Source organism: Streptomyces tendae (assembly GCF_014650435.1).
Taxonomy (GTDB): Bacteria; Actinomycetota; Actinomycetes; order Streptomycetales; family Streptomycetaceae; genus Streptomyces; species Streptomyces tendae.
Window position 1 is genome coordinate 80770 of the sequence record NZ_BMUY01000004.1, and the last position, 19474, is coordinate 100243.

General features: G+C 70.3%; 17 protein-coding genes and 1 pseudogene. 12 read left to right on the forward strand and 6 right to left on the reverse strand.

Features of this window, described 5'->3' with window-relative positions; all coding sequences use genetic code 11:
• Nucleotides 1-49: 49 nt before the first annotated feature.
• The 5 genes from IE258_RS41705 (at nucleotide 50) to IE258_RS12470 (ending at nucleotide 5513) form a co-directional block, all read left to right on the forward strand.
• Nucleotides 50-226: a ThuA domain-containing protein gene (locus IE258_RS41705; RefSeq protein ID WP_189743628.1), complete on the forward strand. Its 177-nt coding sequence runs from the start codon at nucleotides 50-52 to the stop codon at nucleotides 224-226.
• Between the two features lie 296 nt (nucleotides 227-522).
• Entirely contained in the window at nucleotides 523-2568 is a 2046-nt protein-coding gene (locus IE258_RS12455) for a SpoIIE family protein phosphatase (protein WP_189742798.1), read from the forward strand.
• Nucleotides 2569-2650: 82 nt separating this feature from the next.
• Complete coding sequence (locus IE258_RS12460) at nucleotides 2651-4603, forward strand: APC family permease (RefSeq protein WP_189742800.1); 1953 nt, start codon at nucleotides 2651-2653, stop codon at nucleotides 4601-4603.
• Nucleotides 4604-4721: 118 nt separating this feature from the next.
• Nucleotides 4722-5165 carry a VOC family protein gene (locus tag IE258_RS12465; RefSeq protein WP_159323512.1) on the forward strand — a complete coding sequence of 148 codons (444 nt, stop codon included), beginning with the start codon at nucleotides 4722-4724 and terminating at the stop codon, nucleotides 5163-5165.
• A 9-nt stretch (nucleotides 5166-5174) separates the two neighbouring features.
• The gene (locus tag IE258_RS12470; RefSeq protein WP_189742802.1) at nucleotides 5175-5513 is read left to right on the forward strand and encodes a YciI family protein; all 339 of its coding nucleotides are present in this window, start codon (nucleotides 5175-5177) and stop codon (nucleotides 5511-5513) included.
• Nucleotides 5514-5738: 225 nt separating this feature from the next.
• On the opposite strand, the gene IE258_RS12475 is transcribed toward IE258_RS12470, so the two are convergent.
• Nucleotides 5739-5894 (reverse strand): hypothetical protein, encoded by a 156-nt coding sequence (locus IE258_RS12475; protein ID WP_127891769.1) that lies wholly within the window; start codon nucleotides 5892-5894, stop codon nucleotides 5739-5741.
• Nucleotides 5895-6292: 398 nt separating this feature from the next.
• Here IE258_RS12475 and IE258_RS12480 point away from each other — a divergent pair, with 398 nt between their 5' ends.
• Nucleotides 6293-6637 (forward strand): hypothetical protein, encoded by a 345-nt coding sequence (locus IE258_RS12480; RefSeq protein ID WP_189742804.1) that lies wholly within the window; start codon nucleotides 6293-6295, stop codon nucleotides 6635-6637.
• Here the strand turns inward: IE258_RS12480 and IE258_RS12485 are convergent.
• Nucleotides 6612-7595, reverse strand: a pseudogene (locus tag IE258_RS12485) (SDR family NAD(P)-dependent oxidoreductase). The gene IE258_RS12480 and the pseudogene IE258_RS12485 sit on opposite strands and share 26 nt — an antisense overlap.
• 54 nt (nucleotides 7596-7649) lie before the next feature.
• Between IE258_RS12485 and IE258_RS12490 the strand changes: the two are divergent.
• From IE258_RS12490 to IE258_RS12510, 5 genes are all read left to right on the forward strand, one after another.
• The gene (locus IE258_RS12490; protein WP_189742806.1) at nucleotides 7650-8081 is read left to right on the forward strand and encodes a MerR family transcriptional regulator; all 432 of its coding nucleotides are present in this window, start codon (nucleotides 7650-7652) and stop codon (nucleotides 8079-8081) included.
• 147 nt (nucleotides 8082-8228) lie between these two features.
• Nucleotides 8229-9077, forward strand: coding sequence for a class I SAM-dependent methyltransferase (locus tag IE258_RS12495; RefSeq protein WP_189742808.1), 849 nt, complete (start codon nucleotides 8229-8231; stop codon nucleotides 9075-9077).
• A gap of 202 nt (nucleotides 9078-9279) precedes the next feature.
• Entirely contained in the window at nucleotides 9280-9420 is a 141-nt protein-coding gene (locus IE258_RS12500; RefSeq protein WP_189742810.1) for a hypothetical protein, read from the forward strand.
• 113 nt (nucleotides 9421-9533) lie between these two features.
• Nucleotides 9534-10898: a CoA transferase gene (locus IE258_RS12505; protein ID WP_189742812.1), complete on the forward strand. Its 1365-nt coding sequence runs from the start codon at nucleotides 9534-9536 to the stop codon at nucleotides 10896-10898.
• A 445-nt stretch (nucleotides 10899-11343) separates the two neighbouring features.
• The gene (locus tag IE258_RS12510) at nucleotides 11344-13665 is read left to right on the forward strand and encodes a beta-L-arabinofuranosidase domain-containing protein (protein WP_189742814.1); all 2322 of its coding nucleotides are present in this window, start codon (nucleotides 11344-11346) and stop codon (nucleotides 13663-13665) included.
• A gap of 329 nt (nucleotides 13666-13994) precedes the next feature.
• Here IE258_RS12510 and IE258_RS12515 read toward each other — a convergent pair whose 3' ends face one another.
• Nucleotides 13995-14327 (reverse strand): PRC-barrel domain containing protein, encoded by a 333-nt coding sequence (locus IE258_RS12515; protein WP_189743573.1) that lies wholly within the window; start codon nucleotides 14325-14327, stop codon nucleotides 13995-13997.
• A gap of 285 nt (nucleotides 14328-14612) precedes the next feature.
• Nucleotides 14613-16064: an amidase gene (locus tag IE258_RS12520; RefSeq protein WP_189742815.1), complete on the reverse strand. Its 1452-nt coding sequence runs from the start codon at nucleotides 16062-16064 to the stop codon at nucleotides 14613-14615.
• 188 nt (nucleotides 16065-16252) lie between these two features.
• Here IE258_RS12520 and IE258_RS12525 point away from each other — a divergent pair, with 188 nt between their 5' ends.
• Nucleotides 16253-16858, forward strand: a complete 606-nt coding sequence (locus IE258_RS12525; RefSeq protein ID WP_127891765.1) for a dihydrofolate reductase family protein — start codon at nucleotides 16253-16255, stop codon at nucleotides 16856-16858.
• A 239-nt stretch (nucleotides 16859-17097) separates the two neighbouring features.
• Here IE258_RS12525 and IE258_RS12530 read toward each other — a convergent pair whose 3' ends face one another.
• Both IE258_RS12530 and IE258_RS12535 read right to left on the reverse strand, forming a co-directional pair.
• The gene (locus IE258_RS12530) at nucleotides 17098-18030 is read right to left on the reverse strand and encodes a LysR family transcriptional regulator (protein WP_189742817.1); all 933 of its coding nucleotides are present in this window, start codon (nucleotides 18028-18030) and stop codon (nucleotides 17098-17100) included.
• Between the two features lie 58 nt (nucleotides 18031-18088).
• Nucleotides 18089-19441 (reverse strand): MFS transporter, encoded by a 1353-nt coding sequence (locus IE258_RS12535; RefSeq protein WP_189742819.1) that lies wholly within the window; start codon nucleotides 19439-19441, stop codon nucleotides 18089-18091.
• Nucleotides 19442-19474: the final 33 nt, after the last annotated feature.

Below are 19474 nucleotides of genomic sequence, written 5' to 3' on the forward strand. Positions count from 1 at the left end.
ACTGGGTGCTGACGGAGCGTACAACTCCGTCCTGGCCACGTCCGTGCTCGTGCCCGAAACCGCCGACGCGTGGGACGTCGCGGTCGAGTTCCCCGTGGTGTGGACGCGCCGCTGGGGCGCTGGACGGATCTTCGTGTGCACCCTGGGCCACCGCGTGGCGGACCTCGAGGTGCCGCAGACGGCGACGATGGTCGACCGGGGGCTCAAGTGGGCGGCGCGCACATGAAGTACGCGCAGTCGACGGGGGTAGCCATGCGCAGCACGGGGTTGTCGGCCGCCATCTGTTGCTCGGTCCGTTCGGCCGCCTCCTGATCCGATGCGCGGCGGGCCCCGTTTGGCGTAGGGCCGCGCGCGCGACCGGCGTGCTCGTCATTGGATGGTGCTCATGGCCGCAGCGGCGCGCGGGCCCGCCGAGCGGTGACCCTGATGCCGACCGGGGAAGGGGTACGAGGTGATGGCACTGCTCCGGCGGACCGATGTTCTGCCCCGGGTCCGGCGGGCGCCCGGTACGGGGTGCCGGTGATGGGCTCGGAGAGAGCTCTCGACGTGCGGCTCTTCGACGAGACGGTGGCGGCGATCGCCTTGTTCGAGGGCTCTGAGCACCGGTTGGTCTACCAGAACGACGCATGTGCCAGGCTGCTCGGTGCCCGGCCGGTCGGACTGCCCGCGAGGGAGGCGTTCCCCGAGGCGGACGCGGAGGAGTTCCTGACCGTGCTGGACGAGGTGGTGGCCACCGGGCGACCCTGCAGGCTTCCCGAAGCGCGCGAGCCCGACGCCGGCGCCCCGGAGCAGGCCCGGTACTTCGTGTACTCCTGTACGCCGGTCACGATGGCCGAAGGTCGCGGCGCGATGGTCGTCGCGCTGGACACCACGGCCGAGACGATGGCACTCGAACGGTACGAGGCGGTGGTGACGGCCGTCTCGCAGATGGTGTGGGTGCTGCGTGCGGACGGATCCGCGCAGGAGCTCGTCCCCGGCTGGCAGCAGCTCACCGGGAGCCCGTGGCACGACCGGATGGACGAGCGGTGGGGTGCCTACATCCATCCCCGTGACCGGGCTCGCCTCGGGCGGGAGTGGCGTGCCGCCCTCGCCCAGGAACCCCCGAGGCTGTTCGAGACCACGTTCCGGGTGAGGGCCGCCGACGGCTCGTACCGTCATATGTCGACCCGGTGTGTGCCCATCCTGCGCAACGGCCGCGCCGAGGAATGGATCGCCGCGACCGACGACGTGGAGGACACCTGGAGCGCCTCACTGCGCGAACGTCTCCTCGCAGAGATCGCACAAGTGTCCGGTGAGGGTCTGGACGAGTCCTTCGCCGCAGTGGTGAAGGCGATCGTTCCGGAGCTCGCGGACGCCTGCGTGATCATGCTTCTGGACAACGAGGAGTGGCCCCTGCCCGAACACGTACCCGTCACGGCCAGACGGGCCGCCTCCTCCACCCGCCACGGCCTGCCGGCCGGGCCTCCGCTGCGGGATCAGACGGTCGTCATCAGCGACACGGTCCGGGACGTGCTGGCGAGCCGCACCCCCCGCACCCTCCGTCTGCCGGCGGGCGAAGGAGTGCCGCCGGGCATCGTCCCGGCGGTCACCGAGCAATGGCTCAGAAGCGCGGACGCCACCAGCGTGACCCTGTACCCGCTGGTCGCCGAGGACATCGTTCTCGGCTATGCCGCCACCAGCGCGAACGGGGACGCCCCCGCTCCCGGTCCCGCCGACACCAGACTCATGCAGAGGATCTTCCGTTCCTCGGAACGACCCATCCGCAAGTCCCTCGACCTGCAGCGGGCACGCCGCACCGCTCTGCGCCTCCAGCACGCTCATCTCACCAGCCCGCCGGACGTTCCCGGTGCGAGCCTGGCCGCCTGCTACGAACCGGCCAGCTCCGCGAACGAGATCGGCGGCGACTGGTACGACGCCGTCATCCACGCCGACGGCACTCTCGTGCTCGACATCGGAGACGTCTCCGGACACGACCTCACCGCCGCCACCGCCATGGGACAGCTGCGCAGCATGCTCAGGGGACTCGCCTGGAACAACGGCCCGGAGTGCATGCCCTCGACCGTCCTGGCCATGCTCGAGGACGCGGCAGAAGGGCTCGACATCGCCTCCTTCACGACCGCCATCCACGCCCGCCTGCAACGTCGCCCCGCCGGCGCCTGGCACATGACCTGGTCCAACGCAGGACATCCGCCGCCGCTGCTCGTCCCCGCCCGGGCCGATCCCTACTTCCTCACCGGCGCACACGTCGACCCCCCACTGTGCGTCGCCCCGGTTCTCCCCCGAACCAGCCACCACCACACCATCGCCCCCGGAGACACGCTCCTGCTCTACACCGACGGCCTCATCGAAACCCCCACCGCGTCACTCGACGAAGGCCAGCACAGACTTCTGACCGCGGCCGCGCACCAACGCGGCAGTCCTCTGTCCGATCTTCTCGATTCCCTGCAGCGCAGCCTCTCCGACAACCGCGACGACATCGCTCTGATCGCCTTCCGAGCCGATCCACCAAGCTCGGAGACCGAAGACCCGCCGCCCACCCCACGGCGCACCTCGCCTTCGCGGGGATAGGCCCGGCTCCCCACGTCGCGACTCCCGCATCTCGCGGGTGTGTCTCCGCGGTCCAGGGGCGACCGCCCGTTTCGATGAGCGCATGACCCCCGATCGGCTCATGTACCGCGTCAAACGGCGACTCCTCGGGCAGCCGCTCACCACCGAACGTGTCAGCGAGGAAAAGCTGAGCAACCGGACGGCGCTCGGTGTGCTCGCGTCCGACTGCATCAGTTCGTCGGCCTACGGCTCGGAGGAGATGCTCCGCGTCCTCGTTCCGGTCGTCGGAGCTGCCGCCTTCACACTGGTCATGCCGGTCACCGGCGCTATTCTGCTGGTACTGCTGCTCCTGACGCTCTGCTACAGCGACGTCGTCACGCTCTACACCCGGGCCGGTGGCTCCTATGTGGTCGCCCGGGAGAATTTCGGGCCGAACGTCGCGCAGGTCGCCGCCGTGGCTCTGCTGGTCGACTACGTCGTCACCGTCGCCGTCCAGACCTCGGCCGGCACCAACGCGCTGATCTCGCTCGCCCATCTGGCGGGCAACGGCTGGACGGGGCTCGACCACCTCCAGCTGCCGGTCTCCGTGGCGGTGATCGTGCTGCTCGCGTACGGGAACCTGCGCGGCGTCCGCGAGGCCGGCCGGATGTTCGCGCTCCCCGCCTATCTCTTCATCGCGGCGATGGGCCTGGTCTTCCTCGTCGCGGCGGTGCGCGCACTGTCGGGCGAGCTGCCGCACGCCGACCTGACCGCTCCCGGGGTGGTTCCCCTGGGGACTCCCGGCGACGGCTGGCTGTACGGCGCCTCCCTCTTCATCGTGCTGCGCTCCTTCGCCAACGGCGGCTCTTCCCTCACCGGACTCGAAGCGATCTCGAACGGCATCTCCGCCTTCCGCGAACCCCAGGGCCGCAACGCCCGGCACACCCTGATCGCCATGAGCTGCGTGCTCGCCGTCCTGGTGCTGGGCGTCTCCACCCTCGCGCACTTCACCCACGCCGTCCCGTACACCGACGGAACCCCCACCGTCATCGCGCAGGAGGCGAGGCTCGCCTTCGGCGACGGAACCGTGGGGACGACCGGCCTGGTCTTCGTCCAGCTGGCGACCGCCCTGGTCCTCTACACCGGTGCCAACACCCCCTTCACCGGCTTTCCGTTCCTGGCCAGCTTCGTCGCACAGGACCGGTTCCTGCCGCGGCTGCTGACCCGGCGCGGGCACCGGCTGGCGTTCTCCAACGGCATCGTCACACTCTCCGCCCTCTCGCTGGCCCTGCTGCTCGTCACCGGCGCCAACGTGGACAAACTGGTGGCCCTCTACGCGATCGGCGTGTTCACCGCCTTCACCATGGCCGGGGCCGGTCTCACCGCCTACCACCTGCGCAGGCGAGAGCCACTGCGCCGGGTGAAGGGCGCGGTCAACGCGCTCGCGGCGACCGTCTCCGCCGCCGTCGTGCTGATCTTCGCCGTCACGAAGTTCACCGAAGGCGCCTGGCTGGTCGTCGTGGTCTTCCCGCTCGGGGTCTGGGTACTGATCCGGATCAACCGCGAGTACCGGCGCGAAGCCGCCGCGCTGGAACGGCTGCCCACGGGCGCGGACCGGCCCCGTACCCGGCGCCACCAGGTGTTCGTCCTGGTCGAGATCCTGGACCTCGCGGCGCTGAAGGCACTGCGGTACGCCCACGAGCTGCGGCCCGACAACGTGAGGGCAGTGCACTTCGCCATCGACGAGGCACACGCACACCGGCTGTCCACCCTCTGGGCGTCGACGTCCGCGACCTCGGTCGAGCTGGAACTCGTGGCCTGCCCCGACCGCCGGCTGCGGCACGCGATGCGGGAACTGGCCGCCCGGACCACGCACGACGGGGACACGTCCCTGACCGTGCTCGTGCCCCGGCGGATGTACGCCAACGCCCTCGGCAAGCTCCTCCACCGCGGTACCGGCGAGAAGATGTCGCGGGCACTGGAGCAACTGCCGCACGTCGCGGTCACCATCCTGCCCTTCAACGCGTCGCACGCCATCCGGGCCCTGGAGTCGGGCCGCCTGCCCGACATCGACTGAGCCACCGCCAACCGGGAGACACAGGTCGAAGCAACTGGTGGAATATGCCTCGTTATCCGACCTCCCCACCAACCCCAACGAACGACCACCCTCCTGAAGAAGCCTCGAAAGGAATCCGATGACGTTCATCAGGCGCTTCGACCACGTCGGCATCACCGTCGCCGACCTCGACGCCGCGACGGCGTTCTTCGTCGGCCTCGGCCTGGAGGCCGATCGGAAAATGCCCGTCGAAGGCGAATTCCTGGACACGGTGATCGGCACGACCGACGCCCGCACCGAGATCGTCATGCTGCGACCGCCCGGCGGAGGCACGACGCTGGAGCTCTCCAGCTTCACCCGACCGGACCACCTCCCGGGCTCGCCCGCCGCGCCGGCCAACGAGCTGGGCCTCCGCAACGTCGCCTTCGAGGTGCACGACCTCCACGCCGCGGTCGACCACGCCGCAGGCAAGGGCTACGGCCTGGTGGGAGGCATCGGCGAATACGAGGGCATGTGGCGGATGGCCTACGTCCGCGGGCCCGAAGGAATCATCGTCTCGCTGGCCGAACGTATCGAGAAGTAGGGAGCCGTCATGAGCACGAGCGTGACCGACGAACAGATCCGGGCCCTGGCCATGTCCGCGAAGCCCTACAGCCTGGCCCTCCTTCAGTGGGGGCCGCAGCGGACCATGGACGGCGCGGACGCCATCGAACTCGAACACCAGCGACGCATGGTGTCGCTGCGCGCCGACGGGGTGATCGCGGTCCTGTGCCCGGTCGCCTCCGACACCGTGGCCGGCGTCGCGATCATGACCGTGCCGGCCGAGGAAGCCGCGGAGATCATGGCCCAGGACCCCTGCGTGCGCGCCGGGATGATGCGCTGCGAGGTCCACCCGTGCCACGGCTTCCCCGGAGACGTTCTCCCCGCATGAACGATCCCGGCCGCCAGGCCCTTGGTCCGGGGCTCGGCCGTCCCCGCCGCGCTCGGAGCCGACCGTCCCGGGCACCGGCCGAACGGCACGCCGAGCAGGGGCAGGGAGCTTCCACGGATCGCTGTACGCGACACGTTCCGGCGCGGCAGGATCCTTACGACCGAAGGAGCGGACGGGCGGCAGCGGGCGGAGACGAGGAGGCAGAGCCTGTGAAGCACCCCGTCCTCAGAAGAAGTGCTTGCGTCCACCGACCGCGCGACCGGTCGCACCCAGGATCCACAGGATGGCGCCCACCAGGATGAGGACGCCACCGACCGTCGTCAGCAGACCCAGACCGGCCAGCAGGCCGATGATCAGCAGAATCAGCCCAAGAATGATCATTTCAAACCCCATCCTCAATCGCGTCTCAGACGCGTGCGCGTACAGGTTCCCCGACGGCCCGTGTTCCGCCGTCAGTTGGTTGATCCGTACCGGCCTCGACCGTCAGGACCTCGGTGCGATAGCCCTTGTGCCCGGTCGCACGGTGTTCACGCTTCCCGGGAAACATCACTGACGAGACTCCCAGGCGACCCCGGACGGTCACTGACGGACACTTCCGTCTGGCGCGATCGTGACTTCCTGCTGTGGGGCAGCCAGACGGTCAGCGAGACGGCGGCGCCGATCACCGTTCTCGCGCTGCCGTTGGTCGCCGTCGTGCTCCTGGACTCCTCCGCGTTCCAGGTCGGCCTCCTGGCTGCTGCCGAGACGAGCGCGTATCTGCTGCTGGAGTGGCCGGCGGCATGACGTCCCGGTACCTGGCCCGTAAGGTCGGCTCGGCGCGGATCAGCCGGATCGCCGTGACCCTGCTTTCGCTGACCGGCCTGCTCATTCCGCTGGCCGGACCCGGGTGGTGGGTGCTGCTGTTCGGCTTCGGCTGGATCTCGTGGACCCTCGCCTCGACCGTCGCGGGCGTGGGTTCGGGCCGGGATCTCACCGGCCGAGATGGGATCACCATGCCTTGCTCGGCCGGGCTCCCCTGGAGCGCGGACGCCGGATACCTGTGTTTCGCGGCGGTCGGCCGCAGTCCAGGCCCTTGTGGCTCGGGGCCACCGGAACGAGTCAGCCGATCGGCCCCGCCCCCGTAGCCGCGACGGAAAGCCCCCACAGCCGTTCGGCCGAGGATTGGTCGACGGCGTAGCTGCGGACCTAACCGTCGCCCGTCGGATCGTCCTCGTCGGTGACCCGTGCGACCTCGCAGTCCTCGAGGTAGAGGCCGCCGTGTCCCGCCAGGAGTGGCGAGGTGGCCGCCCACAGGCCGGTGGCGGCACCCTGTGCCGGGGTCTTGAAACCCTCGCCGATCACGGCGCCCTGCTGGTCCACCCAGCCCAGTTCCACCTGCTCACGGCGCGTCAGCTCCCGCTGGAGGCCGGTGATGATGCTCCCCGGGTGGAGGGCGAACGCCTGGACTCCGTCGCCGCGGCCGAGGGCGTCGAGGTGGACGGCGAACAGGACGTTGGCCGTTTTGGCCTGGCCATATGCCTGCCAGCGGTCGTAGCCGCTGCGGAAGTGCGGGTCGTGCCAACGGAAGTCGGTGATGCCGTGTCCGCCGGAGCTGTATACGACGACGCGGGCACCCTGGGCATCGCGCAGGAGCGGGTACAGCTCGCTGACCAAGGCGAAGTGCCCGAAGTGATTGGCGGCCAGCTGGTACTCCCAGCCGGGCCCGACACGCCGCTCCGGCGTCGCCATCACCCCGGCCACAGCCATGAGGAAGTCGAGCCGGTCGACCGTTTCCCGGATGCGCGCGGCGGCGGCACGTACGCTGCCGAGGTCGGCGAGGTCCATGGGGACGATCTCGCAGGGGGCGCCATGGAGCCCGGAGAGCGCCTCCCGGGCGGATTCCGGCCGACGTGCCGGGACGATGACACGGGCCCCTGCACCCAGCAGCGCCCGCGTGGTCTCCAGGCCGAGGCCGGAGTAGCCGCCGGTGACGACTGCGGTCCTGCCGGAGAGGTCGACCCCGGCGACGACCTCCTCGGCGGTGGAGGCCGCAGAGAAGGGAGAGTTGATCGAGTGTTGCGCGGTGACGGTCCGAGTGTTCATGCCCGGAACGCTACGAGCTAGAGGCGGGTCTAGATCAAGCCCTAAAGTGACCTCATGGCGATGATCGAAACCGTCACGGAATCGCTCGGCATCGGCGAGGTCGCCGACCGCACCGGCCTGAGCGTCCACGCCCTGCGCTTCTACGAGCGCGAGGGCCTGCTGATCGGCCCGGTCCACCGCACCGCGGGCGGCCGCCGGCGCTACAGCCCCACCGACGTCGACTGGTTGGGGATCTGCGTCCGGCTGCGGGAGTCCGGAATGCCCCTGGCCGAGCTGAAGCGATTCGCCGAGCTCGTGCGGCAGGGACCGGGCAACGAGCCGGAGCGACTGCGGCTCCTCGATGCCCATCAACACCGCGTCGAGGACCAGATCCGCGCCCTGGAGGAATGCCGCTCCATCATCGCCGTCAAGGTGGGCGTCTACGCCGAGCACGTTGCGCGCGGTACGGCCGCCGGACTGTGGGACCCGACGGCGACCGAGGGCTAGGGGCCCGTTGCGCTCACGGGGCTCCTGCCGGCCGGGCGGCGATCGCTGTCACATCGGATCCGGTCGTCCCAGTAGTGCTGCTCCGTGCCCGGGATGACCCGCACGGTCGAGTCGATGGATCACACGGCCACCCTCTACGCTGTCGCGATGACTCATGGGCAGGAAGTGGCTCAGCCGTCGGGAGTGTGGGCCACGGCTGTGGGGGTGGCCAGGGTGCGGGCCCTGGAGACCGAGCGGGAGAACGCTCTCTTCCGCGACCCACTGGCACGGGCCTTCGCCAACGCCGGCGGCCTGAGGTCCTCCTCACCTCCGCCCGAGGACGAGGCCGAGCGACGGCGTCGGCTGGCCGTGACGTTCTCCATCGTCGTCAGGACGAAGTTCCTCGACGAACTGTTGCAGCAGGCCTCCGCGTCCGGCATCCGGCAAGTCGTGCTGCTCGGCGCCGGGATGGACAGCCGGGCCTTCCGAATGGACTGGCCCGAGGGCACCCGGCTCTTCGAGGTCGACACCGCCGCGCCACTGGACTTCAAGGCTGCGGTGCTGACCAAGGAGCGGGCCGTCGCACGCTGCGAGCGGATCGCCGTCGCCGCGGATCTGCGTGCCGACTGGCCGAGCGCGCTGGTCGCCGCAGGGCACGACCCGGCCGCGCCGACCGTGTGGATCGCCGAGGGACTGCTGATCTATCTGCCCGATGACGCCGTGGAGCTGCTGCTGGACCGGATCGGCGCGCAGTCGGCGGCAGGCAGTCGAATGGGGCTGACGTTGGGCTCGCGCGGCGTGATCGAGCGCTTCGGCGCGGAGGCCGAGCCTGGTTCGGCGGCGTCCATGTGGGTCTCGGAGATGCCCGACGACCCGGTGGCCTGGCTGGCCGGACACGGCTGGAAGGCCACATGCCACACCTTGCGCGAGCGTGGTGCCGCATACGGCCGCCCGATCGGCACCCCGCCGCAGCGCGAGGAGCGACCCGGTGGACTGATCTCGGCGATCCTCCGGTAGCTGTCGGCGCCGGTGGCTCGTTCCAAGTCCATGGTGGGAAACGGACCCCACGACGCACCCTGCGCGACGACGCTGCCTGGCGCTCGCCCTGCACCGGCTGCGCATCGCGGAGGCGGCCTGTGCGCAGTTCCGTACGGACCCCGACCTCCGGGCGGACGGCGAAGGCCCGGACTGGCTCGCCGCGCTCGACTACGGCTCCCGCGTGCTCAACGCCGACCTCTGGTCAGTACGACTTGCCGACCTCGTGGTCGCAGTCCTACCGAAGGCGTCAGCCCACCTGCTGCTCGGCGTCGTCAAGCTGGTCATCGGCCGCGAACCACGCACCGCCTTCAGCGAAGTGTGACCTGTTTGAGCCACGCCGGGTTCGGGCACCGCAAGACGGCAGAGGTCAACGCTCCCCTCACACCCCCTCCCTTCCGGCTGCATCGCTGCGGGTCTGCGGCATCATGCTGGTGCATGACGTACTCACCTGGTACCGCGACCGCCTGGGACGCACTCGGCGGGGACCCTGCCCTGCTGTCCCGCATCACCTGCCGCAGGCGGGCGGGTGCGCTGCCGGCGCGCCTGCCGGTGATCGAGCTGGCACGGGCCTGCGTGGGTGTGTGCGCGCTGGCGGGTGCGGAACTTGCGTCCCTGCGCTCGGGGCGTCCCCTGGGCAGGGTGCAGGTGGACGACGGTGCGGTGGCGGCCGCCTTCACCAGCGAGCGCCATCTGCGCATCGACGGACGTGCCCCAGTCAACTTCGCGCCGCTCTCCCGGCTTTGGCGCGCACAGGACGGCTGGGTGCGGACCCATGCGAACTATCCGCACCATCGCTCGCGGCTGTGCGCGGCCCTGGGACTCGGACCGGATGCCGCGGAACGCGAAGCGGCAGAGCTCATCGCCGCATCACCGGCGCAGGAGGTCGAGGAGAAGGTGTACGCGGCCGGCGGGCTGGCTGTCGCACTGCGTACGCCCGCGCAATGGGCAGCCCATCCACAGGGCGCCGCGGTGGCCGCCCGCCCGCTGCTGACCAGACAGCGTCTGAACGACGCCGCGGCGCCTGCCAGGCAGGACGTCACCCCGCCTCGCGTCCTGGACCTCACCCGGGTCATCGCAGGGCCGACGGCCACCCGCACCCTCGCCCTCCTCGGTGCGGACGTCCTGCGCGTGGACTCGCCGCATTTGCCGGAGGACCCCTATGCCCACGCCGACACCGGTTTCGGGAAGCGCTCGACGCGCCTCGATCTGTCGCACAACGCGGACCGGCGAACCTTCGAAGAGTTGCTCGCCGATGCCGACGTGGTGGTCGTGGGATACCGGCCGAGGGCACTCGACCGATTCGGACTCGCCCCGCAGGCACTCATCGAGCGGCGGCCCGGCCTCGTGGTGGCGACCCTGTCCGCCTGGGGCGACTACGGTCCCTGGGCCGAGCGGCGCGGCTTCGACAGCCTCGTCCAGGTGGCGACCGGTATCGCGGCAACGGAGGGCTCGCCCACGAAACCAGGTGTCCTGCCCGCGCAGGCGCTCGATCACGGCACCGGCTACCTGATCGCCGCCGGTGTGCTGCGCGCCCTCACCGACCAGGTGCGGGAAGGCGGTTCGCATGTCCTGCACCACGCCCTCGCACAGACGGCCCACTGGCTGCAGTACAACGTACAGCCCCAGACCGGAACGGCCCGGGACGCGGTCGACGACGCTGCCTGGCTGACCGAGACCGACAGCGCACTGGGCCGGCTCCAATACGCTCTGCCGCCCCTGTCGTTCACCGGCGGGCCCACCGACTGGGCACGGCCGCCCGGCCGGTGGGGAGCCGACGAACCGGTGTGGACGTCGCCGTGAGCAGGTCTGCAGGGGGTCGTCGTGGGGATCACTTGCCCGGGATGCCGTCCTGGAGGGTACGTCTTCGCCGCCGCAGGGCGATCTGCGCCCAGTTGCCGGACCTCGCCGTCACCGAGCGCGTGGTCGGCATCCGCACCGGGAAACGGATGGGACACCTTCCGGATACCGGGGGACGGCGCGCCGGGTTCCGTCCGATCCGGCCGTGGTGAGACCGCCGGACCGCCGTCGGAGTGGTCCTCGCCGGCCGCGTCGTGGCATCGGGCGAGACCCGTCGTAGCACCGAGCACGGTCGAGCGACGTGCCGCACGGGAGGACGTCGGGCGCATTGACGTCCCGTCGGCGTCGCAACTAGGGTCTCGACGATTTCACGAACAGCGTTCGAAATTGCGAACACAGCAGGCTCTCCGTCCGCCCTGCCCCCTTCACGGAACGCAAAGGTGGTTTCATGCCCGCTCCCCTCAGCAGAAGGCACGTCCTCCAGTTGGCCGGGACGACTGCCGCCGCAACCGCCGTCGGTCCCCTAGTCGGCGGCTCCCACGCCCACGGAGCGGCCCTCCCGCCGGCCCGGACCGACATCGGGGCCCTTGCCTTCCCCTTCGAACCAGGCGGGGTCAGGCTGACGTCGAGCCGGTGGCTGGACAACCAGAACCGCACCCAGGCGTACCTGCGGTTCGTCGACGTCGACCGACTGCTCCACAACTTCCGCGCCAACCACCTCCTGCCCACGGGCGGCGCGGCCGCGACCGGCGGCTGGGAGGCCCCCGACTTCCCCTTCCGCAGTCACGTGCAGGGCCACTTCCTCACCGCCTGGGCGCAGACGTACGCCGTGACCGGGGACACCGCCTGCCGGGACAAGGCCCGTTACATGGTGGCCGAGTTGGCCAAGTGCCAGGCCAACAACGATGCCGCGGGCTTCGGTGCCGGTTACCTCTCCGGCTACCCCGAGTCCGACTTCGCCGCCCTTGAGGCGGGGAGGCTGAGCAACGGCAACGTTCCGTACTACACGATCCACAAGACCCTCGCCGGCCTGCTGGACGTGTGGCGGCACCTCGGCAGCGCGCAGGCCCGTGACGTACTGCTCGCCCTGGCGGAATGGGTCGACCGGCGCACCGGCCGGCTGAGCACCACGCGGATGCAGGCCGTCCTGGGCACGGAGTTCGGCGGCATGAACGCCGTCCTGACCGATCTCTGCCAGCAGACCGGCGACACGCGCTGGCTCGCCGTCGCCCAGCGGTTCGACCACGCCGCGGTGTTCGACCCTCTGGCGGCGAACGAGGACCGGTTGGCCGGGCTGCACGCCAACACACAGGTGCCGAAGTGGATCGGGGCCGTACGCGAGTACAAGGCCACCGGCGCCACGCGCTACCGGGACATCGCCACCAACGCCTGGAACATGTGCGTCGCCACCCACACCTACGCGATCGGCGGCAACAGTCAGGCGGAGCACTTCCGTGCCCCTGACGCCATCTCCGCATACCTCGCGAACGACACCTGCGAGAGCTGCAACACCGTCAACATGCTCAGTCTGACCCGGGAACTGTTCGCGCTGACACCGGACCGGGCCGAGCTGTTCGACTACTACGAGCAGGCTTGGCTCAACCACATGATCGGCCAGCAGAACCCGGCCGACCCGCACGGCCACGTCACCTACTTCACCCCGCTCAAGCCCGGCGGCCGACGGGGAGTGGGCCCGGCGTGGGGCGGCGGCACCTGGAGCACCGACTACACCACCTTCTGGTGCTGCCAGGGCACCGGTCTGGAGATGCACACGCGGCTGATGGACTCCGTCTACTTCCACGACGGCGGTACCACCCTGACCGTGAACCTCTTCGTCCCCTCGATCCTCACCTGGACCCGGCGCGGCATCACCGTCACGCAGACCACCTCGTACCCGGCGAGCGACACCACGACGCTGCGGGTCAGCGGCAACGTGGGCGGCACCTGGGCGATGCGTGTCCGCGTTCCCGGCTGGACCACCGGTGCCGTCATCAGCGTCAACGGCGTCAGGCAGGACATCGCCACCACGCCGGGGACCTACGCGACCGTGGACCGATCCTGGACATCCGGGGACAGCGTCACGGTCCGCCTGCCGATGCGCACCCTCGTGCGGCCCTCCAACGACAACCCGGGCGTCGGTGCCGTCACCCACGGTCCGGTCACCCTGTGCGGTAACTACGGGGACACCGCCCTTTCCGCCCTCCCCGCCCTGGACGTCGCCTCGATCAGGCGGGCCGGTTCCACCGGGCTCGCCTTCACCGCCACCGCGAACGGTTCCACCGTGGACCTCGGTCCGTTCCACGACGCCCACGGCCACAACTACACCGTCTACTGGAACACCAGCGGTCTCGCCTCCGTCCGCATCGCCAACGCCGCCGGTGGTGGTCTGGTGCTGGGCGTCCAGGACATGGCCACCACCGACGGCGGTCGTGCCCTCCTCTGGACCGACTCCGGGACCGCCGACCACGACTGGGAGATGGTGCCCGACGCAGGCGGCACCCACCGGCTGCGCAACGTCCACAGCGGCAAGGTTCTGGGCGTGCTCGACATGTCCACCGCCGACGGTGCCACGGTGCTGCAGTGGACGGACAACGGCACCGCCGACCACCGGTGGACGATCCAAGACCAGGGCGACGGAACCTGCACGATCCGCAACGCCCACAGCGGAAAGCTGCTCGCCGTCCAGAACGACTCCCCCGCGGTCGGCGCCTTCGTCGTCCAGGACGCGGACGACGGTACGGCCGACAACCGCTGGCGCATCCTGCGCTGACCCGGCGTCGGCTGAAGGCAGTGGAGAGCAGACCCGGTACTGTGGCGGTGCCGTGCCCGGCTACCGGCTACCGGCTACCGGCTCGACCGCCCGCCATGCAGTCCCCGACGCGTCCAGGCCGTTGCCGGCCTCGGACCGCCTGTCCCGGGTCGCGGTGAACTCCGCGTCGAGTTGCCGTCCGGCGGCTACGGATAGGGCGGCGTTACGGAAGCAGCGCACACGGACGGGGGCCGTTCGGCGACAGCGGTCTCCGCTCCGGGCCGCCCCGGTCGGAGCGGCGCGGGCGACGCCGGCCGCTCACTCCGACCACACGCCGGCCAAGCAGGACCTCAGCCACGCAGAGCCAGGTAATAGGCGCCGACCTCGGACAGGTAGCCGGGGTCGGCCGTCTCGCTGTCGGTGGCGAAACGAGGAGCGGCCTTGATCTCCTCCCGCGACGGTGTGACATGCACCTTCTGCGCCTCGGCGTCGATGCCGGTGACGGCGCCGGCCGGGATCAGGACACTTCTGCCGAACTTCCACACTCCGGTGTCGACGACCAGGTGCTGCATGCCGGGCTCGTCCTGCTGGCGGTCCACGTGCCCGATGACACCGTCGGCAGCCTCCACGGTGAATCCCACCATCGACCGCCCGGCCCCGTACCCGATCTCCGGCGCGTACATCCACACACTTCTCACGGATCCCTCTCCTTACCGTCGGCAACCGGCACGGCGGCGCCCTTGTCAGACCTCTGCGCTTCCCTTTTCCCCGGTAACTGCCTCACAACCAAGGGGGAAGCCGACATCGCAGGTCCGCCGACAGCCGGGGCCGCGGCGATGTCGGGGGCCGAGCTGACCGGCATGTCTCCTGCCCGTCGGGGGACAGCGGCGCTGCCGGCACCGCCCCCGGTTCGTTCTCCGCCCTCGGCCTCGGCCGGACACCCGGCGCTAGAGTCCTGGTTCGGCGTCCTACTCCGGTACTTGGAAACCGCCGATGGCCCGTTCGAGCAGTTCGGCCAGACGCAGCGGCGTCCGGTCCTCGAACATCGGGCCGATGAGCTGCACTCCCACCGGCAGGCCGTCGGGAGACAGACCCGCCGGTACGGCGGTGGCCGGCAGGCCGGGCATGGTGGCCAGACCCGCCCAGACGAGCTGGTCGAAGAACGGATACGCGACACCGTCGATGTCGATCCGGCGTGCCAGCAGATCGGGGTCGTGATCGTGCGGGAACGCGGGCGTCGGCGTGATCGGGCACACCACGGCGTCGAACTCGGCGAAGAACCGGCGCCAGCCGTGACGATGAAGCTCGCGGCGATCGTTCGCCCCGATCCAGTCGCGGTGGCTGAACACCATGCCCCGCAGGCGCGCCGCGGCGAGACTCCGGTCGTCCGCGCTCAGTGCGGCGGCGCGGGTCCGCAACTCCTCGTACGCATCGACGGGAAAACGCGCGACGGAGCCCGAGAACAGCAGCTGGGTGTAGAGCGTCGCGGCTTCGGCCAGATCGGGCAGCAGCGGAGTACGCCGTTCCACGTGGGCGCCGGCCTCGGCGAGCGCGTCGGCCACCCGGTTCACACCGGCGCGCACCGCAGACCCGGTCGCGATGAACGGATGCTCTTCGAGGACCAGGACCCGGAAGTCGCTCAACCGAGCGTGGCGCGCGGGCGGCAGCGCCAGCTGGTGAGCCACGCCGTACGTCAGCGGATCCGGCCCCGCCATGACGTCGAGGAGAAGCGTGAGGTCGCGAGCCGTACGTGCCATCGGACCCACGACGGCGAGCTCGGGGCCGACCGGATACGCCGGCACGGTCGGCGGGACCATACCGCGGTCCGCCACCAGCCCGAGCGTCGGCTTGTGGGCGTACACACCGCAGAAGTGCGCAGGAGTGCGCAGCGAGCCACCGATGTCGGAGCCGATGGACAACGAGCCGAACCCGGCGGCCAGGGCGGCCGCCGAGCCACCGGACGATCCGCCCGACGTGCGCGCATGATCCCAGGGGTTGTTGGTGGTGCCGTAGATCGCGTTGAAGCTCTGCAGGTCCTGCAGCCCCAACGGCACATTCGTCTTGCCCAGTATGACCGCGCCGGCGGCCCGGAGCCGGGACACCTGAACCGCGTCCTCGGCCGGTACGTAGTCCCGGTACTGCGGCATGCCCCAGGTCGTGGGCAGCCCTGCCACGTTGTAGGACTCCTTGACGGTCACCGGGATGCCGAGCAGGGGCCGGTCCTCGCCCCGGGCGCGCGCCTCGTCGGCACCACGCGCGGCGGCCCGGGCACGGTCGAAGTCCGGCACGCAGATCGCGTTGACCGCCTTGTCGTCCCGCTCGACACGGGCTATCGCCTCCTCGGTCAGCTCCATCGATGTCACCTCACGTGCGCGCAACGCGGCCGCGAGTCCTTCTGCGCTCTGAAAGCTCCGCTCCATGAACGCGACCGTACCGACCTGTGGAGGAGGCCATAAAACGCCGATTCGCACAACGGGACGGACCCAGTACCAGTGGTCCCGGGGCGCGGCGAGCAGTCGAGTGGATTTCGCAGCACTCCGCAGAGCGATCGATGAGATTGCGGCTCCCGGCCGGTCCAAGATTGTGACACCCAAGAAAGGACACAGCCATGTCGGAGCTTCTCGTCGACTTCATCACGTCCCTCGACGGCTACGCATCGGGAGAGGGATGGCCCGGGTTCTGGGGCCTCGAGGGCCCCGAGTATCTCGCTTGGCTCACCGAGCAGCCCGAGGTCACCTACCTGATGGGAGCGAACACCTACCGCCTGATGTCGGGCTTCGCCGCAGGCCAGGTCCCGTCTGGCCAAGACGAGTTCAGGCCCGAGGAAGAGTCGTCCGTCGACGAACTCTCGCAAGCGTCCAAGGTGGTCTTCTCGTCGTCGCTCGAAGAGCCGCTGACCTGGGCCAACTCCACGCTGGTCCGCGACGACGCGGTCGAGACGGTCCGCGCCATGAAGTCGAGTGGCTCGGGGCTCCTCAGCACAATCGGCAGCCTCAGCCTGTGCCGGTCCCTGCTACGAGCCGGCCTCGTCGACCGCTTCCGGGTCGTGATGTTCCCCGTGATCACCGGGGCCACGGGCCAAGAACGCATCTATGACGGCTATCCGGACGTCGCTCTCGAGATGGTCGAGCACCGCACCTTCGACGGCCGCATCCAACTGGTCGAGTACAAGCCCCGCGTCCTCGACCACCCGCCACTCGGCGTGCCTGCGTGACATCGCCCCGTCGGCGCCGGTCCGGGCGGGCGGCCAGGCCGACGCCGACGGGCGTGGAGGCAGCGCCCTGAGCATCGCCTTCAGGAGAGTCACGGGGGACGGCTCCCGGCGCCTACCGCAGCTGAACGTATCCCGAGTGTTGACGTCCCCGTCCCCGGGAAGCTGCGCACAATCGCGCAGCGGTGCCGTTGAGGAAGCACGGGGACAGAGACGGGGACGGTGCGGGCCGCGCAGGGCCGTCAGGCACCCGAGCGGTGCAAGTCGGCGGCGGTCTCCCGCAGCAGGTCCATCACGGCGCCGGCACGGGCGGTTTGAGTCACCCCCGCCATCGAGGCGAGCTGGACCTCCAGCGCGGGGCTCCCGTCCCGCAGCTCCAGTTCCACCACCTCGCCCCCACCGTACGTCTGGCTGGTGGCCGGCCGCTGGTTCAGCACCGAGTAGCCGAGGCCCCGGGCCACCAGGGAGCGCACGGTCTCGTAACTGCGGGTCCGGTACCGGACGTCGGGGGCGGTACCCGTGGCGGTCACCAGCGAACGGAAGTAGTCACGGCTGTGCGGCAGGTCGAGCAGGACGAGCGGCTCCGAGGAGAGTTCGGCCAGCTCGACTCCGTCCCGTCCGGCCAGCGGATGGTCGGTCGGCACGAGGACGTACGCCGGGGCGCGGGCGATCGTCTCACTGTGCACGCCGCCCTCGGCCGAGAGGCCGAGTCCGTAGGTGAGGGCGAAGTCGATGCGCCCCGCGCCCAGGGCCTGGACGAGTTGATCGGTCTCACCCTCCACCACGTCGATCTCGATGCCGGGGTAGCGTGCCGTGCACTCGCTGAACAGGGGCGGCAGATAGTACGGGGCCAGGGTCACGAAGCACCCCACGGTGACCGGCCCCGAGACGGTCCCGCCGTCGCCCCGGGCCTCCCGTTCGACTTCGCGGGCGCGGCCCAGCAGCTCACGGGCCTGCTGTCGAAGGCGCTCCCCCGCGGGCGTGAGGGTCAGGCCCCTCCCGCGGCGTCGGATGAACAGCTGCACGCGCAGGTCGCGCTCCAGGTTGTAGACGGCCGCGGAAACGGCGGACTGGGCCATGTGCAGCTCCGCCGAAGCCTCCGTCATCGAGCCGTGCTCCGCGGCGACGAGGAAGTAGCGGAGCTGAACGAGGGTGAATCCCACCGGTGACGTCATGCCTGTCCCTTGCGCCTGCTGAGCCGTGTCCGGGCCCTCGGGCCCCTGTGGGGCGAGCCTAACCGCGCTCGGCAGGTGCCTCTGAGACGTCCTCGGGGCGCAGCAGGACGGAGCCCGCCGTCTCCTTCAGGGACAGCGCGGCGACGAGGCCGCCGACGGCGAACAGCATCATGTACGGACCGGGCAACAGGGTGCTGCCGGTCGCGGAGATCAGCACGGTCATGAGGTAGGGCACCGTGCCCGCGAAGAGCGCCGCGGTGATGTTGTAGGCGATGGACAGGCCGCTCTGCCGGGTGCGGGTGGGAAAGACCTCCGCCGACCAGACGGCGTAGGTGCCCAGGATCGCCGCGAGGATGGTGCCGAGCAGCAGTCCGGCGATCCAGGTCCCCGCGAGTCCCGTCCGCATCAGCCAGAAGGCGGGGGTGGACAGGACCAGGAGAGCCGCGGTCGCGCCGACGAACACCGGCTTGCGTCCCACGCGGTCCGACAGCATGCCGAACACCGGCACCAGCACCAGTCCGAGCAGTGAGATCACCGTGGAGAGCAGGGCCGCGCTGTCGGCGGAGTGGTCCAGGTGATCGGTCTCGTAGGTGACCAGGTAGGTCAGCACCATGTAGAACGGCACGTGCATGGCCGCCATCAGGCCGGCCGCCTGAAGCACCTGCCGCTTGTTGGTGCGCAGCAGCTCCCGCACCGGGCTGCGCGGCACCGTGTCGTTGGCCTCCAGCGCACGGTATTCGGGGGTGTCCTCGATCTTGTTGCGGATGACGTAGCCGATGACACCGAGCGGGGCGGCGACCAGGAAGGGGATGCGCCAGCCCCACGAGATGAGCTGGTCGTCGGTCAGCCCCGTGGACAGCAGCAGGAACACGAAGGACCCGGCGAGGAATCCCAGCAGGGAGCCGACCTCGAGCCAGCTCACGCCGAAACCGCGTCGGTGCCGGGGCGCGCTCTCGGCGAGGAAGCTGGCCGCGCTGCCGAACTCGCCGCCTGCGGCGAAGCCCTGGATCAGGCGCAGCACCACCAGCAGCAGGGGCGCGGCGATCCCGATCGAGCCGTATCCGGGCAGCAGCCCGATGGCCAGGGTGGCACCGGACATCATGAAGATGACCAGGGAGAGGGTGCGCTTGCGGCCGATCCGGTCGCCCAGGGGCCCGAACACCATCGCACCGACGGGCCGGATGCCGAAGGACACCGCGAACACGCCGAACACGGCGAGCAGCCCGGTGGTGCCGTCCTCGTCCGGGAAGAACACGTCCGCGACGGTACCGGCAAGATAGGCGTAGGCGGCCCAGTCGAACCAGTGCACGAACACACCGATGGCTCCTGCGGCAACGTTTCGGCGCAGGGCGGCGGTGTCGGTGGCCACCTCGGGCCCGGTGGTCGCGGCTTCGGGGTTACTGGTGCGCATACGCACCTCCTTGGGGAAGGGAGGACCTCGGTC